Here is a 26,855-nt window from a genome sequence, read left to right as displayed (position 1 = left end):
AGATACGGTTTGCGAAACGAAGTTCTTTTGCTTAAAAGCAAAAAAGCCCTACCGAAAACTATTTTTTAGCACGTACCCGACTAAGCGTGTAGATGGAAATGCCCAAAAAGGCAGCCACATACTTCAGCTTCACCCGGTTTATCAGTCCGGGATAGCGACGGTTGAACTGCTCATACCGTTCTTTAGGCGAAAGCTGGAGCCGTTCCACAAACATGTGGCTAAGTTCTTTATTGACATTCTGATGCAGGATACGCCCCCAGTTGGCTATGTCGATATAGGTTTCGTAGAGCATATTCAGCTTGTCGATATGGATGACGTAGATTTTGCAATCGGAAAGCGTTTCAATGCTCTCCACCGACGGTTGCTGATAGTAGAGCGAATCCATGCCGAACGTAATGTCGCCTTCTAGCGTGAACCACGTAGTAGTATCCTGTCCGTTGTGATGGAATACGGAACGGGCAATGCCCTCTTCAATGAAATAAACCAGGCGGTCTGTTACCCCCGACTGGACGATATAGGTATCTTTAGGATAATATCGCAGTTCCATATTCGCCTGAAGCGCCTGAAGCGCTTCATCGGATACCGGATAGATTTCTCTTATTTTTTGAATAATGTTTTCCATTTTGAGATTCCTTACTTGATTCGACAGACCACCGGACGGACATTTCTAATGACGCACCTTAGGATACTTATTATTGAAACGGAATCCCAAGCCGAGCATCAGATAATTAGGTGTCTGAAAGTTTTGGAGATTGTAACCGATGTGAAGGAAAGAGCTACGTGTCACGTCTATCTTCAACGCAAAGACCTGATACAGCCCCCGCAAATCGCCACGCCCCAGCACATTCGTTCCCAAACCGACATTGATGGTGAAAAACGGCATTACATACTCCGCCCGTCCCGAAAGTCCGAGAGCAAGCTGATGCTGAATGCCCGGCACAAGAAACCTGCGTTCGGAAGTGCCGCTGCCTCCATCGTAATCGTACTCCACAATCCGGTCTTCGGTGTACACATTGGCACTACCGTCATAAACACCGTCCAGCGAGACGCCGAATCGCAGCTTATAGTTGAGGTTGTACATCGGGGCAAAGTTGAATCCCGCCACGGGGTAACTGCCCGGCGAAGCTATCTGCTTCCCGCTTTCTACGTACACGCCTTTCCGTCTCCACGAGCCGAACAACACAAGGTCGTAACTGATATGACGGGGAAAACGGGGAATATACGGCTTGACCAAAGACTTGGTCAGGTCGGATTCTTCACGGTTGAAGTTGTACACCAGACCGATTTTCGCTCCGGTGGTGTTCACTCCTGCGTTGGGGAATTTGGTGTTGCCGTTGGAGAAATGCGTAAAATCTCCGCCGATGATAAAATCGAAATAACGGGAAAGCGACCAATTGAGGTAGATACCTGCATTGAGATACGCATTCACCCGTGAACCTACCGCTCCGTTGTAGGAGTTGTAATCGTTATCGTATGGTTTCCATCCGGCAGAAAGGCCGAAATTCCACTCGTAATTGAGCGAAAGACGGGGATTGAAACGGGCGATACGTGCGCCCTGAAAGACATAGAACGTCACCGGATCACCGAGTTGCTTACGGTCGCCAAAGGTGGTGACGGCCAAGCCGAAGCCTTGGTAGGCTCCGCCGTAGATACGGTCGGCACAGGTATTGGGACGAAACTTGAAGGAATATTTCAAATGAGCGGCAAAGGAACTTTGGATGGGCTTCCACCGTTCGTTCTCTCCTTGCAGGAAAGGATTGGTGGGGAACACGTATTGCGGCCGAGCTTCTATCCCCAACCGGTGAATGAACCGATGGGGAACGTAAGGAGCTACCGTGTCCATGCCACATTGCGGGAAACTGTTGCGCCGGAATCCATGAAGTTCTTCCTGCAATCGACGCACTTCTTCACGAAGTTCGCGGACGTCCTGCTGGAGTTGCTCCACGTCTTGCCTGACCTCTTTCACCTCCTGCCCCACTTCTTGCGCGCACAGCGAAGCAACGGGGAAAAGCAAGGCGGAACAGAATAGGATGATTTCCCGTCTGGGTATCTTTACTCTCATATCATAGTCTGGTTAGTCTTTTTCAGAACGAAGTTTATAAATGGAGCTTCTCGATAAACTGCGCTACATGATAGCCATCCATCAATCCATGATGGCAAGTGACGGAAACGGGCATCATCAGCCTTTCTCCTTCGCGGAAGTATTTACCGGTGGAGATTTTGGGAACGCTGTCGCCCGAACGCATATTGGTGGGATGCTTCATATCGGTGAAAGAGAGCCACGGCACAGCCGAATAATGAATGGCGTTGGGATGAAACGTACCTCCTTTGTTGAGTCCCGTAGTGGCTTGCAGGCGTTCCATCTCGGCTTTTGCCCGACGAATAAAGACGAGTTCGTCCGGATCGTATTCAAAAGCGGCAAAAGAAAAGGTGTGGTCGGCACGCCCCACAGTGGCTTCGGGCAGAAGACTGTCATAACACACCACTCGATTGCCTTCGATGCGGTAGCGGAACTCTTCCACGGCAGCCGCGGCAGTCACGATGCGGTGAAGGACGAGCAGGGAAAAGGAAACGCCTTTGTCTTTGGCTTCCTGATACGCGCGCGTACAATCTACGTTGACCGTCACTCCAAAAAAAGGATCGTCAAAAGCACTGAAATGTTCGTAATGTTCTCTTCTGTTCCAAGTAGCAATATCGATGATCTTCTCTATCTGATTCATTCTAAACACTCTTTTTTAAGTTTCACCACAGATTACACAGATTAACACAGATTGAATTCGGATGCATCCTTTTTTCTTTTTATATCTCAACCATTATCGGTAATTAAGAATCTGTGTTAATCCGTGTAATCTGTGGTGAACATAGATATACAATTACTGATGTTGCTCACGCAACAAGTCATTCACTGTCTTCACCGGGTTAAAGGTAGAAAGAGGAACTTCTACAAAGACGGTATTCCAGTCGCTCATCGCACCATTCCACAAACCGGGAAGTTCGAGGGCTTTCAGGTCTTTACCGTTCTTCGATTTGTAGGAGATGAAGCCGGTGGCTTTATCTACATATTTCACCAGGTCGAATTTATGTCCTTTATAATCACGCACAGCGCATACGAGGTCTACCGGATTGAAGTGCGTACCCTTCTCGAACATTTCTTTCTTCTCCGGATCGTCCATGTCGATCTGCGAGCTTTCGAGGATTTGCAGGGAGATGGTTCCGTCGCTATTGTAAGCAAGGAACGGACCGCCGCCGGGTTCGCCTACGTTCTTCACCATTCCGCAGACACGCATCGGACGGTTGAACTTGTTTTTGAGGTAAATGGCCAGTACGGAGTCTTCGAGATCTTTTGTTTCCGGATTCTTGCAGAAGAGTTTCTTTTGCAGGAATTGAAGCATTTCCATCATCTGGTCGTGCGTATACTTGCCGCTGTCGAGCAGCGTGAGGTATTCGAATACATGTTTTTGCAGGGTCACGAGCACTCCGGCAATCAGTTTCTTATACGTAACGGTGTCGGCTTTCAAACGGTCGGGCACTACGTTGTCGATGTTCTTGATGAAGATGATGTCTGCGTCCAAGTCGTTCAGGTTCTCAATCAGCGCGCCATGACCACCGGGACGGAACAGCAGTTTGCCGTTGTCGCGGAACGGTTGGTTGTCCATATCGGCAGCAATGGTGTCGGTACTTGGCTTCTGCTCGGAGAAGGTGATGTAATAGTCTACGCCGTAACGTTTGGCGAAGTCGTCCACTTTTTCCGTCACGAGCTTCTTGAAAAGTTCGCGGTGTTCGGTAGACACGGTGAAGTGTACGTTCACTTTGCCGCTCTTGCCGGCTGCATACAGAGCGCCTTCGGCAAGATGTTCCTCCATCGGAGTACGGGAGCCTTCAGGATATTTATGGAATTTGAGCAGACCTTTCGGTAGTGCGCCATAGTTCAGTCCTGCAGTCTCCAGCAGGGCGGACACCACTGCTTTATAGTTGCCTTCTTCCATCAGTCCGGGAATGTCTTTTCCGGAGATACGCTGGCAGGCCACATTCAGATCGTCATAGAAAGCAAAATTCTTGATTCCGTCAAAGAAAGCCTGTTCGAACTTGGTAGTCGGCTGGTCATAATCGGCGGACAGAAACTCGAATAGATTCTTAAACATACGACTTGCAGCACCGGAGGCAGGCACGAACTTCACAACAGTCTTATCTGTGTTTGTATATGCATCCCAGGCGGCCAGATAAGCCTTCTGTTCTTCTGCGTCGGGAGCTAATATGCCCTTTTCGATGGAAGCTGCCGCATCCAGTTTTAAAAAGGGAAATCCCGTCTGGAAGCATGCTAATTGTTCTGCAATTTGCTCTTCCGTGATGCCTTTCTTGGCAAGCAACTCTTTGTCCTGTGTCGTTATCATAATATCTAATTTTATTAATTGATGCCCAAAAATACAAAATGTTATTTACTTCTTGCCGAATAACCGGAAAAAAAACTACTTTTACATCGAATTAACAAGATTGAATATGGACGACTTTTTTACATTGGAGGAAAAAAAGGAGCTTTTTTCACTCTATCGACATTTATTGCAGTCTGCCGGAGACAGTATTTTCTGGAGAGATTGCCAAAAGTTAAAGAAACATCTTATCAAGGCGGCCCAATGTAACGGTCTGCAACGCAATAACTTCGGGATGAATCCCGTCATCAGAGATTTACAAACAGCAGTGATCGTTGCCGAGGAAATCGGTATGAAAGGTTCGTGCCTGATCGGGATCATGTTGCACGAAATCGTGAAAGGTCATGTATTATCTATCGACGAGGTGAACGCCGAATATGGTGAAGACGTGGCAAGCATCATCAAGGGATTGGTGAAGACGAACGAGCTGTATGCCAAAAGCCCTGCCATCGAGTCGGAGAATTTCCGTAATCTGCTGCTGTCGTTTGCGGAGGATATGCGCGTAATCCTGATTATGATTGCCGACCGCGTGAACGTGATGCGCAAAATAAAGGATACAGGCAACGAGGAGGACCGGATCAAGGTGGCAAACGAAGCAGCATACCTGTATGCTCCGCTGGCTCACAAGCTGGGATTGTATAAGCTGAAATCGGAACTGGAGGATTTGTCTCTCAAATATACGCAGAAAGAGACATATTATTTCATCAAGGATAAGCTGAATGAAACGAAGGCTTCCCGCGACAAGTATATCGCCGCTTTTATCGAACCGATCCAAAAGAAGGTGGCGGAAGCGGGACTGAAGTTCGACATCAAGGGACGCACGAAGTCGATTCATTCGATATGGAACAAGATTCAGAAGCAAAAGACTCCTTTTGAGGGGATTTATGACTTGTTCGCCATCCGTATCATCCTGGATTCGGAACCGGACCCGGCGAAGGAGAAACAGGAGTGCTGGCAGGTGTATTCGATTGTGACGGATATGTACCAGCCGAACCCGAAGCGTCTGCGCGACTGGCTTTCAATACCGAAGAGTAATGGTTACGAGTCGTTGCACATCACCGTGATGGGCCCGGAAGGGAAATGGGTGGAAGTGCAGATACGTACCCGACGGATGGATGAGATCGCGGAACGCGGACTGGCTGCGCACTGGAGATATAAAGGTATCAAAGGAGAAACGGGCTTGGACGAGTGGCTGACTTCCGTGCGGGAGGCATTGGAGAACGCGGACAACGACTCGATGAAGGTGATGGATCAGTTTAAGATGGATCTCTACGAGGATGAAGTGTTTGTCTTTACGCCCAAGGGGGATTTGTTCAAGCTGGCTAAAGGGGCTACGGTGCTCGATTTTGCTTTCCATATACATAGTAAGTTGGGATGCAAGTGTATCGGCGCGAAAGTGAACGGCAAGAATGTGCAGTTGAAGCAGAAGTTGAACAGCGGCGACCAGGTGGAGATCATGACTTCAAACACCCAGACTCCGAAACAGGACTGGCTGAACATCGTGACGACTTCCAAAGCACGCACCAAGATACGCCAGGCGCTCAAAGAAATGGTGGCACGCCAACATGCGTTTGCCAAAGAGACGCTGGAACGAAAATTCAAGAACCGCAAACTGGAGTATGATGAAGCGACCATGATGCGCCTCATCAAGCGTTTGGGATTCAAGAACGTGACGGAGTTTTATCAACGGATTGCCGATGGCGGACTGGATGTGAACGAGATTCTGGATAAATACATTGAGCAGCAAAAACGGGACAGCGATACGCACGATGAAATTGTTTATCGGAGTGCCGAAGGGTATAATTTGCAGACCGCGCAGGAGGAAACGACATCTAAAGAGGATGTACTGGTGATTGACCAGAATCTGAAAGGACTGGAATTTAAACTGGCTAAATGTTGTAACCCGATTTATGGCGATGATGTGTTCGGGTTCGTAACGGTGAGCGGCGGTATCAAGATACACCGGTCGGATTGTCCGAACGCGAACCAGATGCGCGAACGCTTCGGCTACCGGATTGTGAAGGCTCGCTGGGCGGGCAAGTCGGAAGGTACGCAATATCCGATCACGCTGCGCGTTGTAGGACATGATGATATTGGTATCGTGACAAATATTACTTCGATCATCTCGAAAGAGAATGGTATCACGCTACGTTCTATCGGTATTGATTCGAACGATGGGTTGTTCTCTGGCACACTGACAGTAATGGTGGGTGATACGGGGCGTTTGGAGGCTCTTATCAAAAAATTACGGACGGTGAAGGGAGTAAAACAGGTGAGCAGGAATTAAAGTTAAGACAGAAGAACAAAAGAACATATTTTTGGATACGTATGATGAAAATCAAAAAATAATCATCACTCCTGAAATATGTTCTTTTGTTCTTCTGTCTATTTTATCTTACCTTCTTCTTTATATAATAAGGATAAGTGACCAATACGAAGAACAGCAAAGCGATAGAAGCTACCATCTGTCCGGTATGGAGCATCTTGTCTGTATCCAATTCCATGTAGCACGCAGTAGCAATACCCAGGGAGATACCAACTTCGCTTGCCAGCAAATGGGTAGTGTTGGCTGTTCCGCGTTGGCAATGATGGGATAGTTTCACAAATATCATCAGGAATTCCGGCATGGTTAAACCTAAACCCAATCCCAAGAGTACGGAAGAGATGCCTATTGAAAGGTCTGTGTTCAATAAGGACATGGCTACCATTTCCAACCCGATTCCTATAATGACCAAGCGCAGTGTCTTCTCTTTAAAAAAGAACAGGCGCGCGATGAACAGGGAGATAATGTATCCGAGGGTTGTGCCGACAAAGAACGGTACGGGGATTCCCACGTTTCCGAGTACGAAATCGTTTAGGAAAGGGTGTACCATTGGAATCAGTAAGCCCGGAACAAATGTTATCAGAATCAGGTTGATAGCGGGAACCCATCCACGAAGCAATAAGAAGCGGTCGAAGGAATAGAGTTTAGTGACAATCGGCGCACGGAAAGGTACATATACCCCCGATAGCATGAGAATTCCTACAGCTCCGGTTATGACAGATACAGTGAGCAGGTTTTGGAATGAGTGGCTTTGATAGAGCCACACTCCGAGGATAATCCCCAAAAGCATTCCCAGACGTGCCGTCCACGAGAAGCTGACATTTCCCGCGCTCCGCAGTGTGGAGTTGGTGATGTCGATAGCCAAGGTAATACCGGCAGTAGTGCCTATGCCAAAGGCCAGTCCTTGCACGGTACTCAACAGGATTAGTTCTGTGAAGTTCGTCACAAAGGCGTACCCAATCGTCGCCACTACCATCAGGGCAGCGGCAAACATACATACGTATTTACGTTTGTAGGCATCTACCAGGTAGGCATGGAAAGGACCGATGAGGAACATCCCCAAGGTGAAAAAAAGAAAGATTACTCCTGTCTGTGCGGCCGGCACTCCGAGACGGTCGGCCATCTCTACGGAAAGTACCGGAAATAACACATACAAGGATATAAACAACAGCAAATTAGCTACACATATCCGCATAAAATGAACTGTCCACAATTTAACTGCCATATACTATCTTAATATTGTTCCTTCTCGTTGGGGAAGTAGCAATTCTTCACGTCGGAAACGTAACGGCTGATGGCGTCGGTCATCACCGTGTACAAGTCAGCATAACGACGTAAGAAACGCGGACGGAATCCGTTGTTCATGCCAAGCATGTCCTGAATAACCAATACCTGACCGTCTACGTGACCGCCGGCACCGATTCCAATGATAGGAATAGTGAGCTCGGAAGCTACACGCTCTGCAAGGGTAGCGGGGATTTTTTCGAGTACAATGGCAAAACAGCCTGCTTCTTCCAATAAATGGGCGTCGCGAATCAGTTTGTCGGCTTCGGCTTCGTCTTTGGCACGTACGGTATAGGTTCCGTATTTGTTAATGGATTGAGGCATGAGTCCCAAATGTCCCATCACAGGAATACCGGCGCATACGATACGTTTCACCGTGTCGATGATTTCTTCACCGCCTTCGAGCTTCAATGCGTCAGCGTGACTTTCTTTCATGATGCGGATAGCGGAAGCAAGTCCCTCCATCTCATTGCCCTGGTAAGATCCGAAAGGCATATCAACTACCACCATCGCACGCTTTACACCACGTACTACGGATTTGGCATGATAAATCATTTGGTCGAGCGTGATAGGTAATGTAGTCACGTTACCTGCCATTACGTTAGAAGCGGAGTCGCCTACCAGGATTACGTCCATTCCCGCACCGTCTACAATCTGTGCCATTGTGTAATCATACGCAGTCAGCATAGATATTTTTTCGCCTCTCTGTTTCATTTCAACCAAGCGATGAGTAGTCACCTTTCTTGTGTCATCTGATATATAACCAGCCATGTCTTTTTAATTTATGATTTATGAATTATGATTTATGTCATTGATGTCTGCGCATTTGGACGCTTTCAAAAATTGCGGCAAAGTTATAACATTTAATTCATAACTGGGAAAGAAAAGCAAAAAATCCTTTCAAATGCTTCGCTTGGATAGTTGGAAGGCATTTGAAAGGATGGGTGGGTCTCACTATTTTTATTTATCTCGGTTATTTTTCTTATTTCATTTATTAATATAATATAAGTGAGGTAACTATTTAAAAATAATGCCGTTATTTATGGAGAGATATCATTTTTTCGTATGTCATGCCGGTGAAGTCGTCTATTATATAATGGGCTTTTCCGGTGATGGCTTCGCGTGAGTTGGTGGTGGCAAGTCCGATCACGGTTGCCCCGGAAGTCATGCCGGCTTGCAGGCCGTGGAAAGAATCCTCAAAGACGTAGGAGTTTTCGGGGGTGGCTTCAAAGATTTCCATTCCCAGCAGGAAACAGTCGGGAGCGGGTTTTGAACGGGCAAACATTTCTCCTGTCAGGATGCGGTCTACCATTCCTTTAAATTCGGGATGGGCATTGTAGACGTTGGCCATCTTCTCTTCGTTGGAGCTGGTGACTACGGCTATCTTTGCACCGTTCCGACGAAGATCAGCTATGAAGGCTTCTACTCCGGGGATGTATTCGTAGGACATCTTTTTCTCGTAAACATTGAGTTCAGCGCTTATTTCGAGCTGCGCTTCGGGTTTGTCCGCGAAATGCTTTTCATAGATTTGTAATAGCGTCTGTCCCTTGATACGGCGTCCGAAATCTTCTTCATTCAGATATTTCCGTCCTTGCTCGTCCCAAAAAACAGTGTACTGCGTTTCTGTATCCATGATGACACCGTCAAAGTCGAAAAGTGCTGCAATTGTTTTCGTTGTATTCATATTAAACTAAAACGTTAAACCTTGTGTATCTATCGCCGCAAAGTTCCGAATAATCATCGAATCAGGCAAATAATTCGTACCTTTGCAAAGCTAAAAAAAACGTAACATACGTTTTTATCCAACAAAATCTACTGGCGCATGAGCAAGAACGACCCGCACATTTTAGGCAAAGAACGTATCGGCAAATTGCTGTTACAATATTCCATTCCTGCGATTATCGGAATGACGATTACTTCTATCTATAACATCATTGATAGTATCTTCATCGGACATGGCGTAGGACCGATGGCTATTGCCGGACTGGCTATCAGCTTCCCGCTGATGAATCTTGTTGTCGCTTTCTGTACACTGGTTTCGGCTGGTGGGTCTACCCTCGCCTCTATCCGTCTGGGACAGAAGGATATGAAAGGAGCTACGGAAATTTTGTCACATACGCTGATGCTTTGTATCACAAATTCTCTTTTCTTCGGTATTCTATCTTTTATCTTCCTGGATGATATACTGACTTTTTTCGGAGCCAGCGCCGACACCCTTCCGTATGCACGCAGCTTTATGCAGGTGATTTTGCTGGGAACTCCCATCACTTACACAATGATCGGGCTGAACAACGTGATGCGCGCTACCGGATACCCCAAAAAGGCTATGCTTACTTCAATGGTAACGGTGGTGGCTAACATCATCCTCGCTCCTATCTTTATCTTCCACTTCGAATGGGGAATGAGGGGTGCGGCTACGGCAACGGTTATCTCGCAGTTGATTGGTATGGTGTGGGTGGTGAGCCACTTCACCAAGAAAGACAGTACGGTGCATTTTGAAGGGAATATCTGGAAAATGAAACCGAGGATTGTAGAAAGTATCTTCGCCATCGGTATGTCTCCATTCCTGATGAATGTGTGTGCGTGTGCCATCGTGATTATCATCAATAACAGTTTGCAAAATTATGGGGGCGATATGGCTATCGGCGCGTATGGTATCATCAATCGGTTGCTGACGCTTTATGTAATGATTGTGTTGGGGCTGACTATGGGGATGCAGCCAATCGTGGGCTACAACTTCGGCGCACAAAAGATAGACCGGGTGAAACAAACGTTGCGACTGGGGATTATCTCCGGGGTAGTGATTACGAGCAGCGGGTTCGTGATTTGTGAGTTTTTCCCTCATGCCGTATCGGCTCTCTTCACCGATAGCGATGAGTTGATTGATTTGGCGGTAGGCGGTATCCGGCTGACTGTGTTGATGTTCCCGTTTGTAGGGGCACAGATTGTAATCGGTAACTTCTTCCAAAGTATCGGCAAGGCTAAAATCAGTATTTTCCTTTCGCTGACGCGGCAGTTGCTTTATCTTTTGCCTTGCTTATTACTGTTCCCTAACTGGTGGGGATTGGAAGGAATTTGGATCAGTATGCCGGTATCGGATGCGCTGGCGTTTATTACAGCCGTTGTCAGTCTGATGATTTACATCAAGAAGGTTTCCAAACAGCATCCGGTAGTAGCAGAATAAGGCGGTGTCTGCCCTATTCTGCCATTTATTCTATTCGGCTTATTCTGCTTTAATGCTATTGACCGGATTCTCGTTCGCGATATGCCATGCTTTCAGAACAACACAGATTACAATCAGTAATTGGACGAACAAGGCCGTAGCAGCAAAAAGCAATGGATTCAAATCAATCTGCTCGGCAAATTGGTCGAGCCATGCCTGTCCTGCAAAATAAGAAACGGTAGTGCCTACTAGGATAGAAATCACTGAAACGTATAAAATGTCACGTGTCAGTAATCCGAGGATATGAGATGCTTCGGCTCCATTCACTTTCCGGATAGCTATCTCTTTGCTCCGGCGCTGGGTTTCATCGTTCACATAGCCAATCAATCCCATGATAACGATCAGCAGGATAAAGGCGGAAGTGATCCAGACGGAATTGCGGAAGCGGTATACGTCTTTATAGATATTTTTCACCATTTGATCTACTAGGATAAAACGCAAGGATATATTCGGATAGGTGTTTTCTACAAACTCGTTCAGACGTTTCAGATTCTCGTTATATGGTTCTTTCAAGCGGACATCAAAGGCGTGGTTGGCATTTTCATCTCCAATTAGGACAATAGGAGATTGCGACCCATAAAAGCTGTTATTGCGAATGTCACGGAATACGCCTACAATCGTTCCTTGAATGTCATTCACTGTTTTACCTACTGCTCCGTCGGTCCATTTCATCAGACGCACCAGTTCTTCGTTTACCAATAAGTCGTTCTGCTTTTTCAGCGTAGTACCTTCTATAATCTTAATACCCATTACTTCAGGATAGTTGTAATGACAAGAGTTGAAATTAAGGGTAGCAATCCGCTTACCGTCATTTCCCATCAGTCCGCGTGTCCAGTACTCGCCCAACACCCCATTCACGGCAACGGTCACTCCTTCTACCATCGGCTGGCGGTTCAAATCGTCTTTAATATGCTCCACCGATTCTTTAGGCAACCATGTCTGCGCTTGAGCTAATCCGGGCACGACGATACCCATATCACGGCTCATCAGATGACTGTACTGCAACAGAGTGACCAGCAACAATCCCAAGACGAAAGAAACTCCTGTAAACTGCACAAACAACAACGAACGCTTCCACCCTTTCTTCCCATCTGTATACCGGCGGAATACTTGCGTGACAGGGATACGGGAGAATAATCGTCCCGGTATGCCACCTGCCAGTATGAAGAGAACAAGGATAGTGAGCAACGGTACCCACAACGTTTCCCAAGTGAAAAGTGAGGAAAGACGGACGGAAAGTAAATCTTCAATCAGACCACGCGCATTGATTATCAGTAAGAAACTAAGCAATACGGAAAGAATGACAAGGATTCCCGTCTCTGCCATAAACATTCTGAAAATATGAGTGGAACTGGCTCCATTGCACTTATGCACTCCCACTCCTTTTGCACGACGGCTTAAAGTAGCAATGGATATCAGCATATAGTTCATGATAGCCACAAAGAAGATAGCAAAGCCCAAAAATCCGTAAATGACCAAACGCTTTTGTACATCGGGAGAAGCCAGATGACGTTTCACCAATGGAATGGCGCTAAATTCAATTTTCCAGCCATCAAACTCTAATGCGGTATATTTACCGATCACCCGCTGAATGTCAGCATTCACTTTGTCAATGTCCGAAGCATGGCGCAAACGAAGGAAAGCATAAAAGACATCATTTCCTCTCCAGCCGGCTCCTGCATGATACCCTCCATTCTGATGAACAGATATCACGAAATCATGGGTGAGCATCGTGTTTTCCGGTACATCTTTGTAGATCCCACGTATGGTCAGTGTGTTTTGTTTTTCAACAGAAAGCACTTTACCAACAGGGCTTTCATCTCCAAACGTCTCACGGGCAAAATGCTCCGAAACAAAAACGCTTCCGGGCATAATCATATCTTTGGGATTGCCTTCCAACACCGGTATGCCGAAAGTCTGAAAGAAACAAGTATCCGCAAAGATGTAATCTGCATCGGGCAACAGTTTATCTTCATAATAAATATTGGCACTTCCCATCGAAAGGACACTACTGGCTACTTCTATTTCCTTCGGCATTTCTTCTGCCAAAGTAGGTGCCACCACATCGAAAACAGTATAGTCATAACCGATCTCTCCATCATCACCTGCGGTTTCGCCTGTACTAAGATTAGTCATCTGACAACGTACGAGTGCCAGGCGTTCCGCCTCCGGATAGCATTTCTCATAGCTTAGTTCGAAGGCTATCTGCGAAAAAAGCAGAATACCGATAGTAAGCCCTAAAGAAAGGGAAATGATTCGTATGATATTCGATCCGCATTCACGCAATAAGGTACGTATAGTATAATAGATTTGTCTCATGGTTGGTTCTCTGTTTATGCCTTTACACTTGCTACAATACTTCCATCGAATAAATGTACGGTACGATGTGCAAAACTGGCATCGTGCTGTGAGTGGGTCACCATGATAATGGTTGTCCCCTCTCTATTCAGTTCCGTCAACAGATTCATCACTTCCGCTCCGTTCTTTGAGTCAAGGTTACCCGTAGGCTCATCGGCAAGGATGAGTTGAGGATTGGTTACAACCGCGCGGGCTATCGCCACCCGTTGTTGCTGTCCGCCGGAAAGCTGTTGAGGAAAATGTTTAGCACGGTGGTTGATATTCATTCTTTTTAGAATGTCTTCTACCATTCGGCGACGTTCGGAAGATTTAAGACCTAAATAAGTGAGCGGAAGTTCCACATTCTCATAGACGTTCAATTCGTCTATCAGATTAAAGCTCTGGAATACAAAGCCCAGTTTACCTTTACGGACACGGGTACGCTCCTTTTCTTTCAGACCGGCTACTTCTTCTCCCATCAACAGATAAGAGCCTTCAGTGGGGTTATCTAATAGGCCGAGGATGTTTAATAAGGTGGATTTCCCACAACCAGACGGTCCCATGATAGCAACAAATTCTCCTTCTTTTACTTCAAGGTTTACATGATTTAATGCGACCGTCTCCACTTCGGTAGTACGGAATACTTTACTAATATTTTCAATCTGTATCATCTTGTTTATTTATGATGTTGTTCTACATAGATTTATTTCCAGTTTTACTATTGACGTTTTTAGTCATGCAGAAAGTATGCCAAACAAGAATGGCTATTCATTTTCAATCATTTATCTTTTCCTAGTTTCCCAAGCATTGTCTAATAATTAGACGGTCCTGTCTGATTATTAGACAAATCGATACTGTTCCATATCTCCCATTTATTGTTCAAAGAGTCCTATTTGCCTGTTAGCCGATTGTCCATCCAAATAGAAAACTTTATCTTTGCATTTAGTTTTCTAGACTATAAACAAAATAATTATGATGAGAAAGAATGTATATGTATTCTTATCGTGCTTTTTACTTTCCGGATGCGGCATGATAGATTACCATCCATATGACGTCCGTATCAGCGGCGAAACAGAGGTCAACGCACATAATATCGAAAGAATAGAAGCAAACTGCCAGGGTAAAACGACCATACGCTTTGTGACTATGGGCGACTCACAACGATGGTACGATGAAACGGAAGATTTCGTGAAAGAGATTAATAAACGGAATGATATCGACTTCGTTATTCACGGAGGCGATATGAGTGACTTCGGACTAACCAAAGAGTTTCTCTGGCAAAGGGATATCATGAACGGACTTAACGTGCCTTATGTAGTCCTTATCGGCAACCATGATTGTTTGGGGACGGGAGCAGAAACATACAAGGCAGTATTCGGTCCCACTAACTTCTCTTTTATTGCAGGCAACGTCAAATTTATCTGTCTGAACACCAATGCATTGGAGTATGACTACTCTGAACCGGTGCCGAACTTCACCTTTATGGAACAAGAGTTAACGAACAGACAGGACGAATTCAAAAAAACAGTCATTAGTATGCACGCACGCCCCTACACAGATGTATTCAATGATAATGTGGCTAAAGTATTTCAACATTATATCAGACAATACCCGGGAATACAAGTTTGCACAGCTGCTCACACCCACCATTATCAGGACGATGTGATCTTTGATGATGGAATACATTATGTTACCAGTGATTGTATGGATTACCGTACTTATCTGGTATTTACAATAACCCCGGAAAAATATGAATATGAACTGGTTAAATACTAACTATATCTTGCGCGCAGGAGTATTATCCGTACTTCTGTTACTTCCCGGTCTGATTTCAGCTACTTGTAAAGCAGATACAATCATCAACTCGTACAAGGATGATTCACTCCGTTTCATTATCAAAGATGATTCAATTATCACTTTTCGCACAGGAGATTCTATATTTACGATCATCAGAGCGGACTCTGTATTGCCGGTTACACCGAAGCAGGTGAAACACAGTCGTTACGATAACCGGATTCACCGTTTCCGCAGTCACTGGGAACGGATTATCCCGACGCACTCCAAAATACAGTATGCCGGAAACATGGGATTGCTTTCTTTCGGTACGGGATGGGATTACGGGAAACATAATCAGTGGGAAACGGATATATTGCTCGGATTTATACCGAAATATTCGTCAAAGAAGGCCAAAGTAACCATGACGCTCAAGCAGAACTATATGCCCTGGAGCATTAATATCGGAAAGGGCTTCTCTACGGAACCTCTTACCTGCGGGCTTTATGTGAATACCGTGTTTGGCGACCAGTTTTGGGTGAATGAGCCGGAACGTTATCCAAAAGGTTACTATGGTTTCTCCAGCAAAGTACGTTTTCATGTTTTCATGGGACAACGGTTGACATACGATATTGATCCGCAACGTAGATTTTTAGCCAAGTCGGTGACTTTTTTCTATGAAATAAGTACGTGCGACCTGTATGTTATCAGTGCAGTAAACAATAGCTATCTCCGTCCCCGTGATTATCTTAGTTTATCATTCGGATTGAAGTTCCAGTGGTTATAAAAGAATTTATGATTTATGAATTATGATTTATAACTTACTTTTTCGTAAGTTTGCGCATTGCAAACTTAAACGAAAATGAGTAAATCAGGAACAATCATCATTGTAGACGATAATAAAGGAGTATTGACTGCCTTACAAATCCTTTTGAAAAATTATTTTTCCAAGGTTGTCACACTCTCCTCTCCTGTCACCCTGTCCAGTGTCATAAGGGAAGAAGCCCCGGAAGTAATTCTGCTGGATATGAATTTCACATCAGGCATCAACACCGGCAATGAGGGTTTATTTTGGTTGCATGAAATAAAGAAAGTACGTCCGGAACTTCCGGTCGTACTTTTTACGGCTTATGCCGACATCGAACTGGCTATCCGGGGGATTAAAGAAGGAGCAACCGACTTTATCGTCAAGCCTTGGGATAACCAAAAACTGGTGGAAACCCTGCAAACCGCAGCAGCTTCTACGCACAACAACAAGAAAACGGACGGCAAAGAAGAAACCACCCACTCACCTATGTACTGGGGAGAAAGCAAAGTGATGCAACAACTCCGCGCACTGATTGAAAAGGTAGCCATCACTGACGCCAATATCCTGATAACGGGCGAAAACGGAACAGGGAAAGAAATGCTGGCACGAGAGATTCATGTCCTTTCCAACCGCAAATATAAAGAAATGATTGCAGTGGATATGGGAACTATCACAGAGTCTTTATTTGAAAGTGAGCTTTTCGGACACGTTAAAGGTTCTTTCACCGATGCACACACCGACCGGACCGGCAAATTTGAGGCTGCCGATAATAGTACGCTGTTTCTCGATGAAATAGGCAACCTGCCTTATCACCTGCAAGCAAAGCTACTGACCGTCCTCCAACGACGAAGCATTGTGCGAGTGGGAAGCAACACGCCGATTCCCATTCATATCCGACTGATATGCGCAACCAACCGGAATCTGCAAGAGATGGTAGTGAAAGGTGAATTCCGGGAAGATTTGCTCTATCGCATCAATACCATTCATGTAGAGATTCCTCCTTTGCGGGAACGGAAAGAAGATATTATTCCATTGGCCGAAAGGTTCATGGTACGCTTTTGCAAGCAATATGACAAGGCATTGATGAAGTTCACTCCCGACGCTAAAGATAAATTGAAAGCACACCTTTGGTATGGTAATATCCGTGAACTGGAACACGTGATTGAAAAGGCCGTTATCATCAATGACAGTCCGCTCGTTCCCGCCGAATTGTTCCAATTATCCATTCCACGGACAGAGAGTCAGGAGAAAAGTATTTCTACGCTGGAAGAGATGGAAATGCAGATGATACGGAAAGCGCTCGACACTTGTGCAGGAAACTTATCGGCAGTAGCCGCCCAACTGGGAATAACCAGGCAAACTCTTTATAACAAGATGAAAAAGTTCGGATTATGACAGTGCAGCTTCAACAAGTAGGTGTTCAATATTGGTTCAGAGTCCTGCTGACGGTACTTTTCTGTATATCGTCCGTGTGGTTCGGTATACATCAATCATACAGCTGGTTAGGAGTCAGTCTTTGTTTATTAGTTCTTAGCGTACTTTGGCAAATCCGCCTTTATCGTCTCCACACCAAACAGGTGCTTTTTATGATTGATGCGCTCGAGAATAATGATAATACGTTTCATTTTACCGAAGAAAACGGTACTCCCGAAAGCAAAGAAATAAACCGGGCGCTCAACCGCGTGGGACATATCTTATATAGCGTGAAAGCTGAAACAGCCCAGCAAGAGAAATACTACGAACTGATTCTCGACTTTGTCAGTACAGGATTAGTAGTGCTCAATGACAATGGAGCCGTTTATCAGAAGAACAAAGAAGCACTCCGTATTTTAGGGCTGAATGTGTTTACACATATCCGCCAGTTAAGTCAAGTGGATGCGCAGCTTATGGAGAAAATAGAGAACTGTCGCCCGGGGGACAAACTACAAGTCATATTTCACAATGAACGGGGAACGATTAACTTATCCATCCGTGTGTCGGAAATCAATGTACGCAAAGAGCATCTGCGCATCCTTGCCCTGAATGATATCAATACCGAACTGGATGAAAAAGAAATAGATTCATGGATCCGGCTGACACGGGTACTGACACATGAGATCATGAACTCTGTGACTCCCATCACTTCCCTTTGCGATACGCTTCTTTCAATATCAGCGAATAAAGACGAAGAAATAAATCACGGATTGCAAACAATCAGTACGACCGGAAAAGGGTTGCTTGCCTTTGTAGAATCATACCGGCAATTCACACGTATACCGACACCGGAACCCTCCTTGTTCTATGTGAAAGCATTCATAGAAAGAATGGTTGAACTTGCCTGTCATCAGCATCCATGTGAGCATATCCGTTTCCACACAGAGATTACTCCTGCGGACTTAATCGTATATGCAGATGAGAATCTTATTTCACAGGTAGTTATCAATCTTTTGAAGAACGCAATTCAAGCAATCGGCAATCAGCCGGATGGGAGAATTGAATTGAAGGCGTCCTGCAATGACATGGAAGAAATATGGATTGAAATAAAGAACAATGGCCCCGAAATCCCAGCGGAAATAGCAGAACATATCTTCATTCCTTTCTTTACGACCAAAGAAGGCGGTAGCGGAATCGGACTTAGTATCTCCCGCCAAATCATGCGCCTTTCGGGAGGAAGCCTTACGTTACTACGAGAGAAAGAGACAACGTTTATTTTAAAATTCAAATAACGATTGATATATGATACCTACACTAGTCAATAATCCGCTATTCCGTGGAATCACTCCGGAAAGACTTCTTGCCGATCTGGAAGAGATCAGTTTTCATACACGTTCTTATAAGAAAGGAGAAATCCTGGCGCGACAGGGAGATGTGTGCAACCGTCTTGTCATCCTGACCAAAGGAAGTGTGCGTGGAGAAATGATTGACTATTCGGGACGTCTTATCAAGGTAGAAGATATAACTGCTCCCAGAGCGATTGCCCCTCTGTTCCTGTTCGGTGAGCAGAACCGCTATCCGGTGGAGGTGACTGCCAATGAACCGACAGAGGTGATCGAGCTTCCTAAACCAAGTGTTTTGAGTTTGTTCCGCAAGAACGAGCAGTTTTTGGAAAACTATATGAATCTCTCCGCCAATTATGCACGGACTTTATCAGATAAACTTTTCTTCATGTCATTCAAGACCATTCGTCAGAAACTTGCCTCCTACCTGCTCCGCCTGTACAAACAGCAACAACAGACACATATCACCCTCGACCGTTCGCAACAGGAGTTGAGTGATTACTTCGGAGTCTCCCGCCCTTCCCTCGCCCGCGAACTGGCACACATGCAGGAAGACGGACTATTGATAGCGGATCGTAAACATATCACTATCTTACAGAAAGAAGAACTGGTCCGGCTCATCCAATAATGCTCCGATTTAAAAATCATTTATCTAATTGTGAGTATTTGAGATAAAAATATTCATTGTTGTAACATTGGTTACAGAATCACCTGAAACCTTTCCTCTACTTTTGCGTTCAATAAATAAACTGTTGGACTAATTAAAAACGTAAAAGTTATGAGTATGTTCTGTTATCAATGTCAAGAAACCGCAATGGGTACGGGTTGTACCTTAAAAGGTGTATGCGGTAAAACTTCCGAAGTGGCTAACCTGCAAGACCTGCTGCTTTTTGTAGTACGTGGAATTGCTGTCTACAACGAACATCTGCGTAAAGAGGGACAGTCTTCCGAACAAGCAGACAAATTTATCTATGATGCTTTGTTCATCACCATCACTAACGCCAATTTTGATAAAGTAGCGATCACCGAAAAAATCAAAGAAGGACTGAAACTGAAAAAGGAACTTGCCGGTAAGGTAAAGATCGAAAATGCTCCTGACGAATGTCTTTGGGATGGAAACGAAGAGGAATTTGAAGAAAAATCAAAAACGGTCGGTGTGCTTCGCACGCCTAACGAGGATATACGCTCACTAAAAGAACTCGTACACTATGGCCTGAAAGGAATGGCTGCCTACGTAGAGCATGCGCATAACCTGGGTTATCAGTCACCGGAGATATTTGCTTTCATGCAGCACGCATTGTCCGAATTGACCCGCAATGATATTACTGTGGAAGAATTGGTTCAATTAACGCTGGAAACAGGAAAACATGGAGTATCGGCAATGGCACAGCTGGACAAGGCAAATACGAGCAGTTACGGTAATCCGGAAATCTCACAAGTGAATCTTGGTGTCCGTAATCATCCGGGTATATTGATAAGCGGACATGATTTAAAAGACCTCGAAGAGTTGCTGGAGCAAACGGAAGGTACAGGGGTAGATGTATATACGCACAGTGAAATGCTGCCTGCGCACTATTATCCTCAACTAAAGAAGTATAAGCATCTGGCAGGAAACTACGGAAATGCCTGGTGGAAACAAAAAGAGGAATTTGAAAGTTTCAACGGTCCGATCCTGTTTACAAGTAACTGTATTGTTCCGCCACGTGCGAATGCCAGCTACAAAGACCGCATTTACATCACAGGAGCCTGCGGTCTGGAAGGCGCGCATTATATCCCCGAACGCAAAGATGGAAAACCGAAAGATTTTTCTGCCCTGATTGCTCATGCTAAACAATGCCAACCACCCGTAGCCATCGAAAACGGAACACTCATCGGTGGATTCGCTCATGCACAGGTGACGGCTTTAGCGGATAAAGTGGTGGATGCCGTGAAAAGTGGAGCCATCCGTAAGTTCTTTGTAATGGCAGGATGCGACGGACGTATGAAGAGCCGTGAATATTATACGGAATTTGCTCAAAAGCTACCCGGTGATACAGTGATTCTTACGGCAGGTTGCGCCAAGTACAGATACAATAAATTAGCTTTAGGTGATATCAACGGTATTCCGAGAGTATTGGATGCGGGACAATGTAACGACAGTTACTCACTGGCTGTAATCGCTCTAAAACTGAAAGAAATCTTCGGGTTGGACGATGTGAATCAGTTACCTATCGTATACAACATTGCATGGTACGAACAAAAGGCGGTCATTGTTTTATTGGCATTGCTGGCTTTAGGAGTGAAACATATTCATTTAGGACCTACTCTTCCCGCTTTCCTTTCACCGAATGTAAAGAACGTATTGATCGAGCAATTTGGGATCGGAGGTATCAGTACAGTGGATGAAGATATTGTGAAGTTTCTATCATAAATGATAAGGGAACAGAAGGGTATTTTACAGGCAAATTTCCTTCTAAAAGATAGTGACGGTATATGATAAGGATAGTGACGCTATACGGTAATGATACCGTCACTATTTCCATCATATACCGTCACTATCTTTTTTATATATAACCGGGAATCCTGCGTTTATTCTTTCTTCTCGAATACCGGCTTCCTTTTATAGTGATTTCCTTTTTTAATCTTCTTTGGGCAATATCAAATTGAGAACTACTCCTACCAAAGCTGCCAATCCGATACCGGACAAAGAAAAATCACCCCAGCTAAAAGCAGCGCCACCAATCCCGACAGTCAGTGTCAAAGACACGATAACGATATTTCTTGTACGGCTCAAATCAATACAGTTATTCACAAGATTACCAATACCCGCACAGGCAATCGTCCCGAAAAGCAACAGCATAATGCCACCCAGTACCGCACTAGGTATGGATCTTAGTAATGCGCTGATTTTACCGATAACGGAGAACAAGATAGCAGAGATGGCAGCTATTCGGACCACTTGCGGATTGGTAATCTTTGTTAATGACATGGCTCCTGTCACTTCCGAATAAGTAGTCACAGGAGGACCACCCAGCAATCCGGCACAGAGACAAGCCAGACCATCACCCAATAAGGTGCGGTGCAATCCCGGGTCTTTCACGAAATCTTTTCCCGTAACCGTATTCACCACATAGACATCACCAATATGCTCTATCACCGGAGCAATAGCTACCGGAATCATAAATAACACCGGCTCCCATGAGAATTTAGGAAAGACAAACTGCGGTAATCCAATCCAAGCGGCATCTCTGACGCCGGACAAATCCAAACCATAGAAGATCCATGCAGCCAGATACCCCACTACAATTCCACAGAAAATAGGTATCAGCTTCAAAAGTCCTTTAGCTTTCATCGAAACGACAACCGCAGTCACCAATGAAAGCAGAGCCAGCACCCAGTTCTCTTTTGCCATATTCACTCCTGTTCCCGCCAATGATAAACCTATCAGAATAATGACAGGTCCTATGACAACAGGAGGAAACAACCGTTCAATCACCCGCACTCCCTGCCATTTGACAAGCGCACTCATCACAAAGTAAACTAATGCAACTCCAACCATGCCGGATAAGGCGCCGGGCAGCCCATAAAGTTCTGTCGCTTTAATGATAGGCGCAATAAATGCGAAACTACTTCCCAAAAAGATAGGAACCTTTCCACGCGTAACGGCATGAAAGATAAGCGTACCAATACCTGCTGTAAACAGAGCTGTCGAAGGATCGAGCCCTACCAATAACGGCACGAGTACCGTAGCTCCGAAAGCCACAAACAAGAATTGTACCCCCACCACCCCTTTCCTCAAAGGTGTAAGATTATTTGAATCCATAAGTATAATGTAGATTAATCTCTGCAAAATTAGTCTTTTTAGACAATTTAACTCCCTTTTTTCACAAAAATACATCTAAAAAGAGGTTTTATTTGTTGTTAATAATGTGTAACTTCGCACGGTGAGAATTAAAACGACAATTTTATAACTTTATAATATATTGCCTATGATATTTACAGCAGAAAACACTTTACTTATCGGTTCTATCTTACTTTTCGTCAGCATTGTTGTTGGAAAAACCGGATATCGCTTCGGAGTACCTACTTTATTATTGTTCCTCGTAGTAGGAATGTTGTTTGGGAGTGACGGTCTCGGCCTGCAATTCCACGACGCGAAAGACGCGCAGTTTATCGGCATGGTCGCCCTAAGCATTATCCTTTTCTCGGGAGGTATGGATACGAAATTCAGAGAAATCAAACCTATTTTAGGTCCCGGTATCGTGCTTTCCACTGTCGGAGTACTACTCACAGCTCTTTTCACCGGGCTCTTTATCTGGTGGATATCAGGTATGAGCTGGTCTAATATTTATTTACCTATCACCACTTCCCTGCTTTTGGCCTCTACCATGTCGTCTACGGACTCGGCTTCGGTGTTCGCCATTCTCCGTTCACAGAAGATGAATTTAAAGCACAACCTCCGTCCCATGCTGGAACTGGAGAGCGGAAGTAATGACCCGATGGCCTATATGCTTACCATTGTCCTGATACAGTTCATTCAGTCGTCTGGTATGGGAGCCGGAGCCATAGTCGGTTCTTTTGCCATCCAGTTTATCGTCGGTGCGGCTGCCGGATATGTACTCGGAAAGCTCGCTATCCGAATGTTGAACAAGCTCAATATTGACAATCAGGCCTTATATCCTATCTTATTACTTGCATTTGTATTTTTCACTTTCTCCATCACCGACTTACTGAAAGGTAACGGATACCTTGCCGTATATATCGCCGGTATCATGGTAGGAAACAATAAAATCATGCATCGTAAGGATATCTACACCTTTATGAACGGACTGACCTGGTTGTTTCAAATCATCATGTTCCTTTGCCTGGGATTGCTTGTCAATCCGCACGAGATGTTGGAAGTAGCTGCTGTGGCATTGTTGATTGGTGTCTTTATGATTATTATCGGCCGGCCGTTAAGCGTATTCCTTTGTTTGCTTCCATTCCGGAAAATTACGATGAAATCACGTATTTTCGTCTCCTGGGTAGGATTGCGCGGTGCAGTTCCTATTATCTTTGCCACTTATCCGGTAGTGGCGGGCGTAGAGGGTTCGAACCTCATCTTCAACATTGTTTTCTTTATTACCATCGTGTCATTAGTGGTACAGGGAACAACGATTTCTTTCGTAGCTCGGATCTTGAATCTTTCCAAACCACTGGAAAAAACAGGAAATGATTTCGGAGTGGAACTCCCGGAAGAAATAGACTCTGATCTTAGTGATATGACTATTACTAAAAGTATGCTGGAAGAAGCAGATACATTGAAAGATATGAATCTCCCGAAAGGCACGCTGGTAATGATTGTGAAGCGCGGAGATGAGTTCCTGATTCCCAACGGAACACTGAAACTGCATGAAGGAGATAAACTGCTGCTCATCTCCGAAAAATCAAAAGAAGAAGAGACTGATTCTGACTAACATCCGAAAAGATTGATTCTATACACTATAACTGATTCGTCTCCACGCATGAAGCCTCTTGTCCCTACAAGACACTCGTTTCTTAATTCATGCGTGGAGACGAAATGTTTTAAATAGGCCAACAGACTAGTTTTAAGGAAGAAACACGAAAACGCCTTAGCAAGCCGTAAAAATTGTTCATCCCCCCTCCGTTAATTAACCGTAAAACTTGAATTTAAAATTCGGTTTACATCAGCGAAGTATTAATTTTGCGCAGTTTTAAACTAAATGTGCAAAAATCGAATGGAACAAGAACATCAGTTCATTGATTATATTGAGCAAAGCATCATCAAAAACTGGGACAAGGATGCCTTAACTGACTATAAAGGAATTACCCTTCAATATAAGGATGTAGCGCGTAAAATCGCTAAATTTCACATTGTCTTGGAAAGTGCCGGCATCCAGCCGGGAGATAAAATTGCCGTTTGCGGACGTAACAGTGCTCATTGGGCGGTTACTTTCCTGGCAACGATTACTTATGGAGCCGTTATTGTTCCTATTTTGCATGAATTCAAGGCAGATAATATTCATAATATCGTCAACCATTCCGAAGCCAAATTACTTTTTGTCGGTGACCAAGCCTGGGAAAATTTGAATGAGGACGCCATGCCTTTATTAGAGGGTATTGCTTTACTAACAGATTTCTCACCATTAGTATCACGCAACGAGAAACTCACTTATGCTTTTGAACACCGGAATGCAATATATGGTCGACAATATCCCAAGAACTTCCGCCCGGAACATATTTGCTACCGGAAGGATCATCCTGAAGAACTGGCTATTATCAATTATACTTCCGGCACCACAGGTTACTCTAAAGGAGTGATGCTCCCCTATCGCAGTCTTTGGTCGAATGTGGCTTACTGCTTCGAGATGCTTCCCGTTAAACCGGGCGATCATATCGTTTCCATGTTGCCTATGGGGCATGTGTTCGGTATGGTATATGATTTCCTTTACGGATTTTCTGCAGGTGCGCACATCTATTTCCTGACGCGCATGCCGTCTCCGAAAATCATTTCTCAATCTTTCTCTGAAATCAAGCCAAGAGTGATCTCTTGTGTGCCATTGATTGTGGAAAAGATTATTAAGAAAGATATTCTTCCTAAAGTAGACAGCACAATCGGTAAGTTATTGCTTAAAGTACCTATCGTGAATGATAAAATCAAATCGCTGGCACGGCAGGCCGCCATGGAAATCTTCGGTGGAAACTTTGACGAGATTATTATCGGAGGCGCTCCTTTCAATGCTGAAGTTGAGGCCTTCCTTAAAAAGATAGGATTCCCCTATACAATCGCTTACGGTATGACCGAATGTGGTCCTATCATTTGCTCCAGTCGTTGGGAAACACTGAAACTTGCTTCTTGTGGTAAGGCAACCAGCCGGATGGAAGTTCGTATTGACTCGCCGGACCCGGAAACGCATGCCGGAGAAATCGTATGTAGAGGAATGAACATGATGCTGGGCTATTATAAAAATCCGGAAGCTACCGCGCAAATTATCGATGCTAACGGCTGGCTGCATACCGGTGACCTCGGCACGTTGGATGAAGAAGGTTATGTAACAGTTCGCGGACGTAGCAAAAACCTGCTTCTCACCTCTAGCGGACAGAACATCTATCCGGAAGAAATTGAAAGCAAGCTGAATAATATGCCGTATGTTGCGGAATCACTGATTGTCTTACAACATGAAAAGCTGGTAGCAATGATTTATCCGGATTTCGATGACGCTTTCGCTCATGGATTGCAGCAGACGGATATTCAGAAAGTGATGGAACAAAACCGTATCGAGTTGAATCAACAGCTTCCTAACTATTCTCAAATAAGCAAGATAAAGATCCATTTCGAGGAATTTGAAAAGACTGCGAAAAAGTCAATCAAACGCTTTATGTATCAGGAAGCAAAGGGATAATTATCCCGGATAGCGCGATAAGTATCCTTGCAATTTCAGAAAAACAGTACAACTCAAAAAGGAGAAACACTTAAATGTAGGGCGAATTTCTTTCTTCAGATGCCAGGAAAAAAGTATCTTTGCGCATAAACAATCTGAATGATGGCAAAGATATTATTAGTTGAAGATGAAATAAACATCGCCTCTTTCATTGAACGGGGGTTAAAAGAGTTCGGACATACGGTAACCGTCTGTCATGACGGAAACGCTGGTTGGAAAATCCTTCAGGACGAACCTTTCGACCTTTTGATACTGGACATTATCATGCCGAAAATAAAGGCTCAGTTGTAATTCTTGGGGGATTAAGTTTAGTCAATTCCCTTCATGCATATACCTTTGCTAGCCTAAAAAGGAAGAAGCTCATATCCACTACTCCTCTAAATGATGCCCTAAATGCTTTGATTTTAGCATTAAATGCTTCCGCTGCTGCATTTGTACTCCTGTTCACAAAGAAGTTCAGAATCCTTTCATAATGATTCTCAATAGAGTTTGCTACTGTTGTG

At 44.7% G+C, this 26,855-nt stretch carries 21 protein-coding genes and 1 pseudogene; 11 read left to right on the top strand and 11 right to left on the bottom strand.

Translation table 11 applies throughout. From position 1 onward, the window contains the following. Nucleotides 1-58 precede the first annotated feature (58 nt). From HMPREF0106_RS16545 to HMPREF0106_RS16560, 4 genes are all read right to left on the bottom strand, one after another. Nucleotides 59-622, bottom strand: coding sequence for a Crp/Fnr family transcriptional regulator (locus HMPREF0106_RS16545; protein WP_004315309.1), 564 nt, complete (start codon nt 620-622; stop codon nt 59-61). Between the two features lie 45 nt (nt 623-667). Continuing rightward, nucleotides 668-2,062: an acyloxyacyl hydrolase gene (locus HMPREF0106_RS16550; protein ID WP_004315310.1), complete on the bottom strand. Its 1,395-nt coding sequence runs from the start codon at nt 2,060-2,062 to the stop codon at nt 668-670. Between the two features lie 34 nt (nt 2,063-2,096). Then, nucleotides 2,097-2,720 carry a chloramphenicol acetyltransferase gene (locus tag HMPREF0106_RS16555; RefSeq protein ID WP_004315311.1) on the bottom strand — a complete coding sequence of 208 codons (624 nt, stop codon included), beginning with the start codon at nt 2,718-2,720 and terminating at the stop codon, nt 2,097-2,099. Nucleotides 2,721-2,873: 153 nt separating this feature from the next. Continuing rightward, on the bottom strand, nt 2,874-4,391 hold the full coding sequence (locus HMPREF0106_RS16560; protein ID WP_009039524.1) for a DUF4301 family protein: 1,518 nt from the start codon (nt 4,389-4,391) through the stop codon (nt 2,874-2,876). 106 nt (nt 4,392-4,497) lie between these two features. On the opposite strand from HMPREF0106_RS16560, the gene HMPREF0106_RS16565 reads away from it, so the two are divergent. Beyond that, complete coding sequence (locus HMPREF0106_RS16565; RefSeq protein WP_004316962.1) at nt 4,498-6,714, top strand: RelA/SpoT family protein; 2,217 nt, start codon at nt 4,498-4,500, stop codon at nt 6,712-6,714. Nucleotides 6,715-6,817: 103 nt separating this feature from the next. On the opposite strand, the gene HMPREF0106_RS16570 is transcribed toward HMPREF0106_RS16565, so the two are convergent. The 3 genes from HMPREF0106_RS16570 to HMPREF0106_RS16580 form a co-directional block, all read right to left on the bottom strand. Continuing rightward, nucleotides 6,818-7,975 (bottom strand): MFS transporter, encoded by a 1,158-nt coding sequence (locus HMPREF0106_RS16570; protein WP_004316963.1) that lies wholly within the window; start codon nt 7,973-7,975, stop codon nt 6,818-6,820. Nucleotides 7,976-7,983: 8 nt separating this feature from the next. Next, complete coding sequence (panB, locus tag HMPREF0106_RS16575; protein WP_004316964.1) at nt 7,984-8,805, bottom strand: 3-methyl-2-oxobutanoate hydroxymethyltransferase; 822 nt, start codon at nt 8,803-8,805, stop codon at nt 7,984-7,986. Nucleotides 8,806-9,070: 265 nt separating this feature from the next. Beyond that, nucleotides 9,071-9,718: an HAD family hydrolase gene (locus tag HMPREF0106_RS16580; RefSeq protein ID WP_004316965.1), complete on the bottom strand. Its 648-nt coding sequence runs from the start codon at nt 9,716-9,718 to the stop codon at nt 9,071-9,073. A 138-nt stretch (nt 9,719-9,856) separates the two neighbouring features. Here HMPREF0106_RS16580 and HMPREF0106_RS16585 point away from each other — a divergent pair, with 138 nt between their 5' ends. Then, complete coding sequence (locus HMPREF0106_RS16585) at nt 9,857-11,218, top strand: MATE family efflux transporter (RefSeq protein ID WP_009039523.1); 1,362 nt, start codon at nt 9,857-9,859, stop codon at nt 11,216-11,218. 39 nt (nt 11,219-11,257) lie between these two features. Here the strand turns inward: HMPREF0106_RS16585 and HMPREF0106_RS16590 are convergent, their stop codons facing one another. Together HMPREF0106_RS16590 and HMPREF0106_RS16595 are read right to left on the bottom strand one after the other, a co-directional pair. Then, complete coding sequence (locus HMPREF0106_RS16590) at nt 11,258-13,576, bottom strand: ABC transporter permease (protein WP_004316967.1); 2,319 nt, start codon at nt 13,574-13,576, stop codon at nt 11,258-11,260. 14 nt (nt 13,577-13,590) lie between these two features. Continuing rightward, entirely contained in the window at nt 13,591-14,265 is a 675-nt protein-coding gene (locus tag HMPREF0106_RS16595) for an ABC transporter ATP-binding protein (RefSeq protein WP_004316968.1), read from the bottom strand. A 301-nt stretch (nt 14,266-14,566) separates the two neighbouring features. Here HMPREF0106_RS16595 and HMPREF0106_RS16600 point away from each other — a divergent pair, with 301 nt between their 5' ends. The 6 genes from HMPREF0106_RS16600 (at nt 14,567) to hcp (ending at nt 21,341) form a co-directional block, all read left to right on the top strand. Next, nucleotides 14,567-15,370, top strand: coding sequence for a metallophosphoesterase family protein (locus HMPREF0106_RS16600; protein WP_004316969.1), 804 nt, complete (start codon nt 14,567-14,569; stop codon nt 15,368-15,370). Beyond that, the gene (locus tag HMPREF0106_RS16605; protein ID WP_008017978.1) at nt 15,351-16,154 is read left to right on the top strand and encodes a hypothetical protein; all 804 of its coding nucleotides are present in this window, start codon (nt 15,351-15,353) and stop codon (nt 16,152-16,154) included. The genes HMPREF0106_RS16600 and HMPREF0106_RS16605 overlap by 20 nt, the downstream gene beginning before the upstream one ends. A gap of 75 nt (nt 16,155-16,229) precedes the next feature. Beyond that, entirely contained in the window at nt 16,230-17,570 is a 1,341-nt protein-coding gene (locus HMPREF0106_RS16610) for a sigma-54-dependent transcriptional regulator (protein ID WP_004316971.1), read from the top strand. Beyond that, complete coding sequence (locus HMPREF0106_RS16615) at nt 17,567-18,880, top strand: sensor histidine kinase (protein WP_008770635.1); 1,314 nt, start codon at nt 17,567-17,569, stop codon at nt 18,878-18,880. Before HMPREF0106_RS16610 ends, HMPREF0106_RS16615 begins: the two co-directional genes overlap by 4 nt. Nucleotides 18,881-18,890: 10 nt before the next feature. Next, entirely contained in the window at nt 18,891-19,559 is a 669-nt protein-coding gene (locus tag HMPREF0106_RS16620) for a Crp/Fnr family transcriptional regulator (protein WP_004316973.1), read from the top strand. A gap of 150 nt (nt 19,560-19,709) precedes the next feature. Then, on the top strand, nt 19,710-21,341 hold the full coding sequence (hcp, locus tag HMPREF0106_RS16625) for a hydroxylamine reductase (RefSeq protein WP_004316974.1): 1,632 nt from the start codon (nt 19,710-19,712) through the stop codon (nt 21,339-21,341). A gap of 207 nt (nt 21,342-21,548) precedes the next feature. Here the strand turns inward: hcp and HMPREF0106_RS16630 are convergent, their stop codons facing one another. Continuing rightward, nucleotides 21,549-22,733 (bottom strand): uracil-xanthine permease family protein, encoded by a 1,185-nt coding sequence (locus HMPREF0106_RS16630; RefSeq protein ID WP_004316975.1) that lies wholly within the window; start codon nt 22,731-22,733, stop codon nt 21,549-21,551. A gap of 166 nt (nt 22,734-22,899) precedes the next feature. Here HMPREF0106_RS16630 and HMPREF0106_RS16635 point away from each other — a divergent pair, with 166 nt between their 5' ends. The 3 genes and pseudogenes from HMPREF0106_RS16635 to HMPREF0106_RS16645 all read left to right on the top strand — a co-directional run. Next, entirely contained in the window at nt 22,900-24,366 is a 1,467-nt protein-coding gene (locus tag HMPREF0106_RS16635) for a potassium/proton antiporter (RefSeq protein WP_004316976.1), read from the top strand. A 282-nt stretch (nt 24,367-24,648) separates the two neighbouring features. Then, complete coding sequence (locus HMPREF0106_RS16640; protein ID WP_004316977.1) at nt 24,649-26,313, top strand: long-chain fatty acid--CoA ligase; 1,665 nt, start codon at nt 24,649-24,651, stop codon at nt 26,311-26,313. A gap of 141 nt (nt 26,314-26,454) precedes the next feature. Next, nucleotides 26,455-26,628, top strand: a pseudogene (locus HMPREF0106_RS16645) (response regulator transcription factor); the annotation flags it as partial. Between the two features lie 46 nt (nt 26,629-26,674). On the opposite strand, the gene HMPREF0106_RS25805 reads toward HMPREF0106_RS16645, so the two are convergent. Continuing rightward, nucleotides 26,675-26,855 (bottom strand): transposase (locus HMPREF0106_RS25805; protein ID WP_083787896.1); only part of this gene is annotated, 181 nt, incomplete at its 5' end.

The sequence above is a fragment of the Bacteroides sp. D22 genome, from assembly GCF_000163675.1.
GTDB classification, from domain to species: domain Bacteria; phylum Bacteroidota; class Bacteroidia; order Bacteroidales; family Bacteroidaceae; genus Bacteroides; species Bacteroides xylanisolvens.
The sequence above is the reverse complement of the archived record's forward strand: the minus strand, read 5'-3'. Positions and strand labels throughout refer to the sequence as shown.

Excerpts from the sequence above, each read along its gene's own strand:
- HMPREF0106_RS16615 (WP_008770635.1), top strand. The coding sequence starts at position 17,567 with ATGACAGTGCAGCTTCAACAAGTAGGTGTTCAATATTGGTTCAGAGTC.
- hcp (WP_004316974.1), top strand. The coding sequence starts at position 19,710 with ATGAGTATGTTCTGTTATCAATGTCAAGAAACCGCAATGGGTACGGGT.
- HMPREF0106_RS16595 (WP_004316968.1), bottom strand. The coding sequence starts at position 14,265 with ATGATACAGATTGAAAATATTAGTAAAGTATTCCGTACTACCGAAGTG.
- HMPREF0106_RS16545 (WP_004315309.1), bottom strand. The coding sequence starts at position 622 with ATGGAAAACATTATTCAAAAAATAAGAGAAATCTATCCGGTATCCGAT.
- HMPREF0106_RS16640 (WP_004316977.1), top strand. The coding sequence starts at position 24,649 with ATGGAACAAGAACATCAGTTCATTGATTATATTGAGCAAAGCATCATC.
- HMPREF0106_RS16600 (WP_004316969.1), top strand. The coding sequence starts at position 14,567 with ATGATGAGAAAGAATGTATATGTATTCTTATCGTGCTTTTTACTTTCC.
- HMPREF0106_RS16550 (WP_004315310.1), bottom strand. The coding sequence starts at position 2,062 with ATGAGAGTAAAGATACCCAGACGGGAAATCATCCTATTCTGTTCCGCC.
- HMPREF0106_RS16590 (WP_004316967.1), bottom strand. The coding sequence starts at position 13,576 with ATGAGACAAATCTATTATACTATACGTACCTTATTGCGTGAATGCGGA.
- HMPREF0106_RS16630 (WP_004316975.1), bottom strand. The coding sequence starts at position 22,733 with ATGGATTCAAATAATCTTACACCTTTGAGGAAAGGGGTGGTGGGGGTA.
- HMPREF0106_RS16605 (WP_008017978.1), top strand. The coding sequence starts at position 15,351 with ATGAACTGGTTAAATACTAACTATATCTTGCGCGCAGGAGTATTATCC.
- HMPREF0106_RS16555 (WP_004315311.1), bottom strand. The coding sequence starts at position 2,720 with ATGAATCAGATAGAGAAGATCATCGATATTGCTACTTGGAACAGAAGA.
- HMPREF0106_RS16610 (WP_004316971.1), top strand. The coding sequence starts at position 16,230 with ATGAGTAAATCAGGAACAATCATCATTGTAGACGATAATAAAGGAGTA.
- HMPREF0106_RS16560 (WP_009039524.1), bottom strand. The coding sequence starts at position 4,391 with ATGATAACGACACAGGACAAAGAGTTGCTTGCCAAGAAAGGCATCACG.
- HMPREF0106_RS16570 (WP_004316963.1), bottom strand. The coding sequence starts at position 7,975 with ATGGCAGTTAAATTGTGGACAGTTCATTTTATGCGGATATGTGTAGCT.
- HMPREF0106_RS16565 (WP_004316962.1), top strand. The coding sequence starts at position 4,498 with ATGGACGACTTTTTTACATTGGAGGAAAAAAAGGAGCTTTTTTCACTC.
- HMPREF0106_RS16585 (WP_009039523.1), top strand. The coding sequence starts at position 9,857 with ATGAGCAAGAACGACCCGCACATTTTAGGCAAAGAACGTATCGGCAAA.
- panB (WP_004316964.1), bottom strand. The coding sequence starts at position 8,805 with ATGGCTGGTTATATATCAGATGACACAAGAAAGGTGACTACTCATCGC.
- HMPREF0106_RS16580 (WP_004316965.1), bottom strand. The coding sequence starts at position 9,718 with ATGAATACAACGAAAACAATTGCAGCACTTTTCGACTTTGACGGTGTC.
- HMPREF0106_RS16635 (WP_004316976.1), top strand. The coding sequence starts at position 22,900 with ATGATATTTACAGCAGAAAACACTTTACTTATCGGTTCTATCTTACTT.
- HMPREF0106_RS16620 (WP_004316973.1), top strand. The coding sequence starts at position 18,891 with ATGATACCTACACTAGTCAATAATCCGCTATTCCGTGGAATCACTCCG.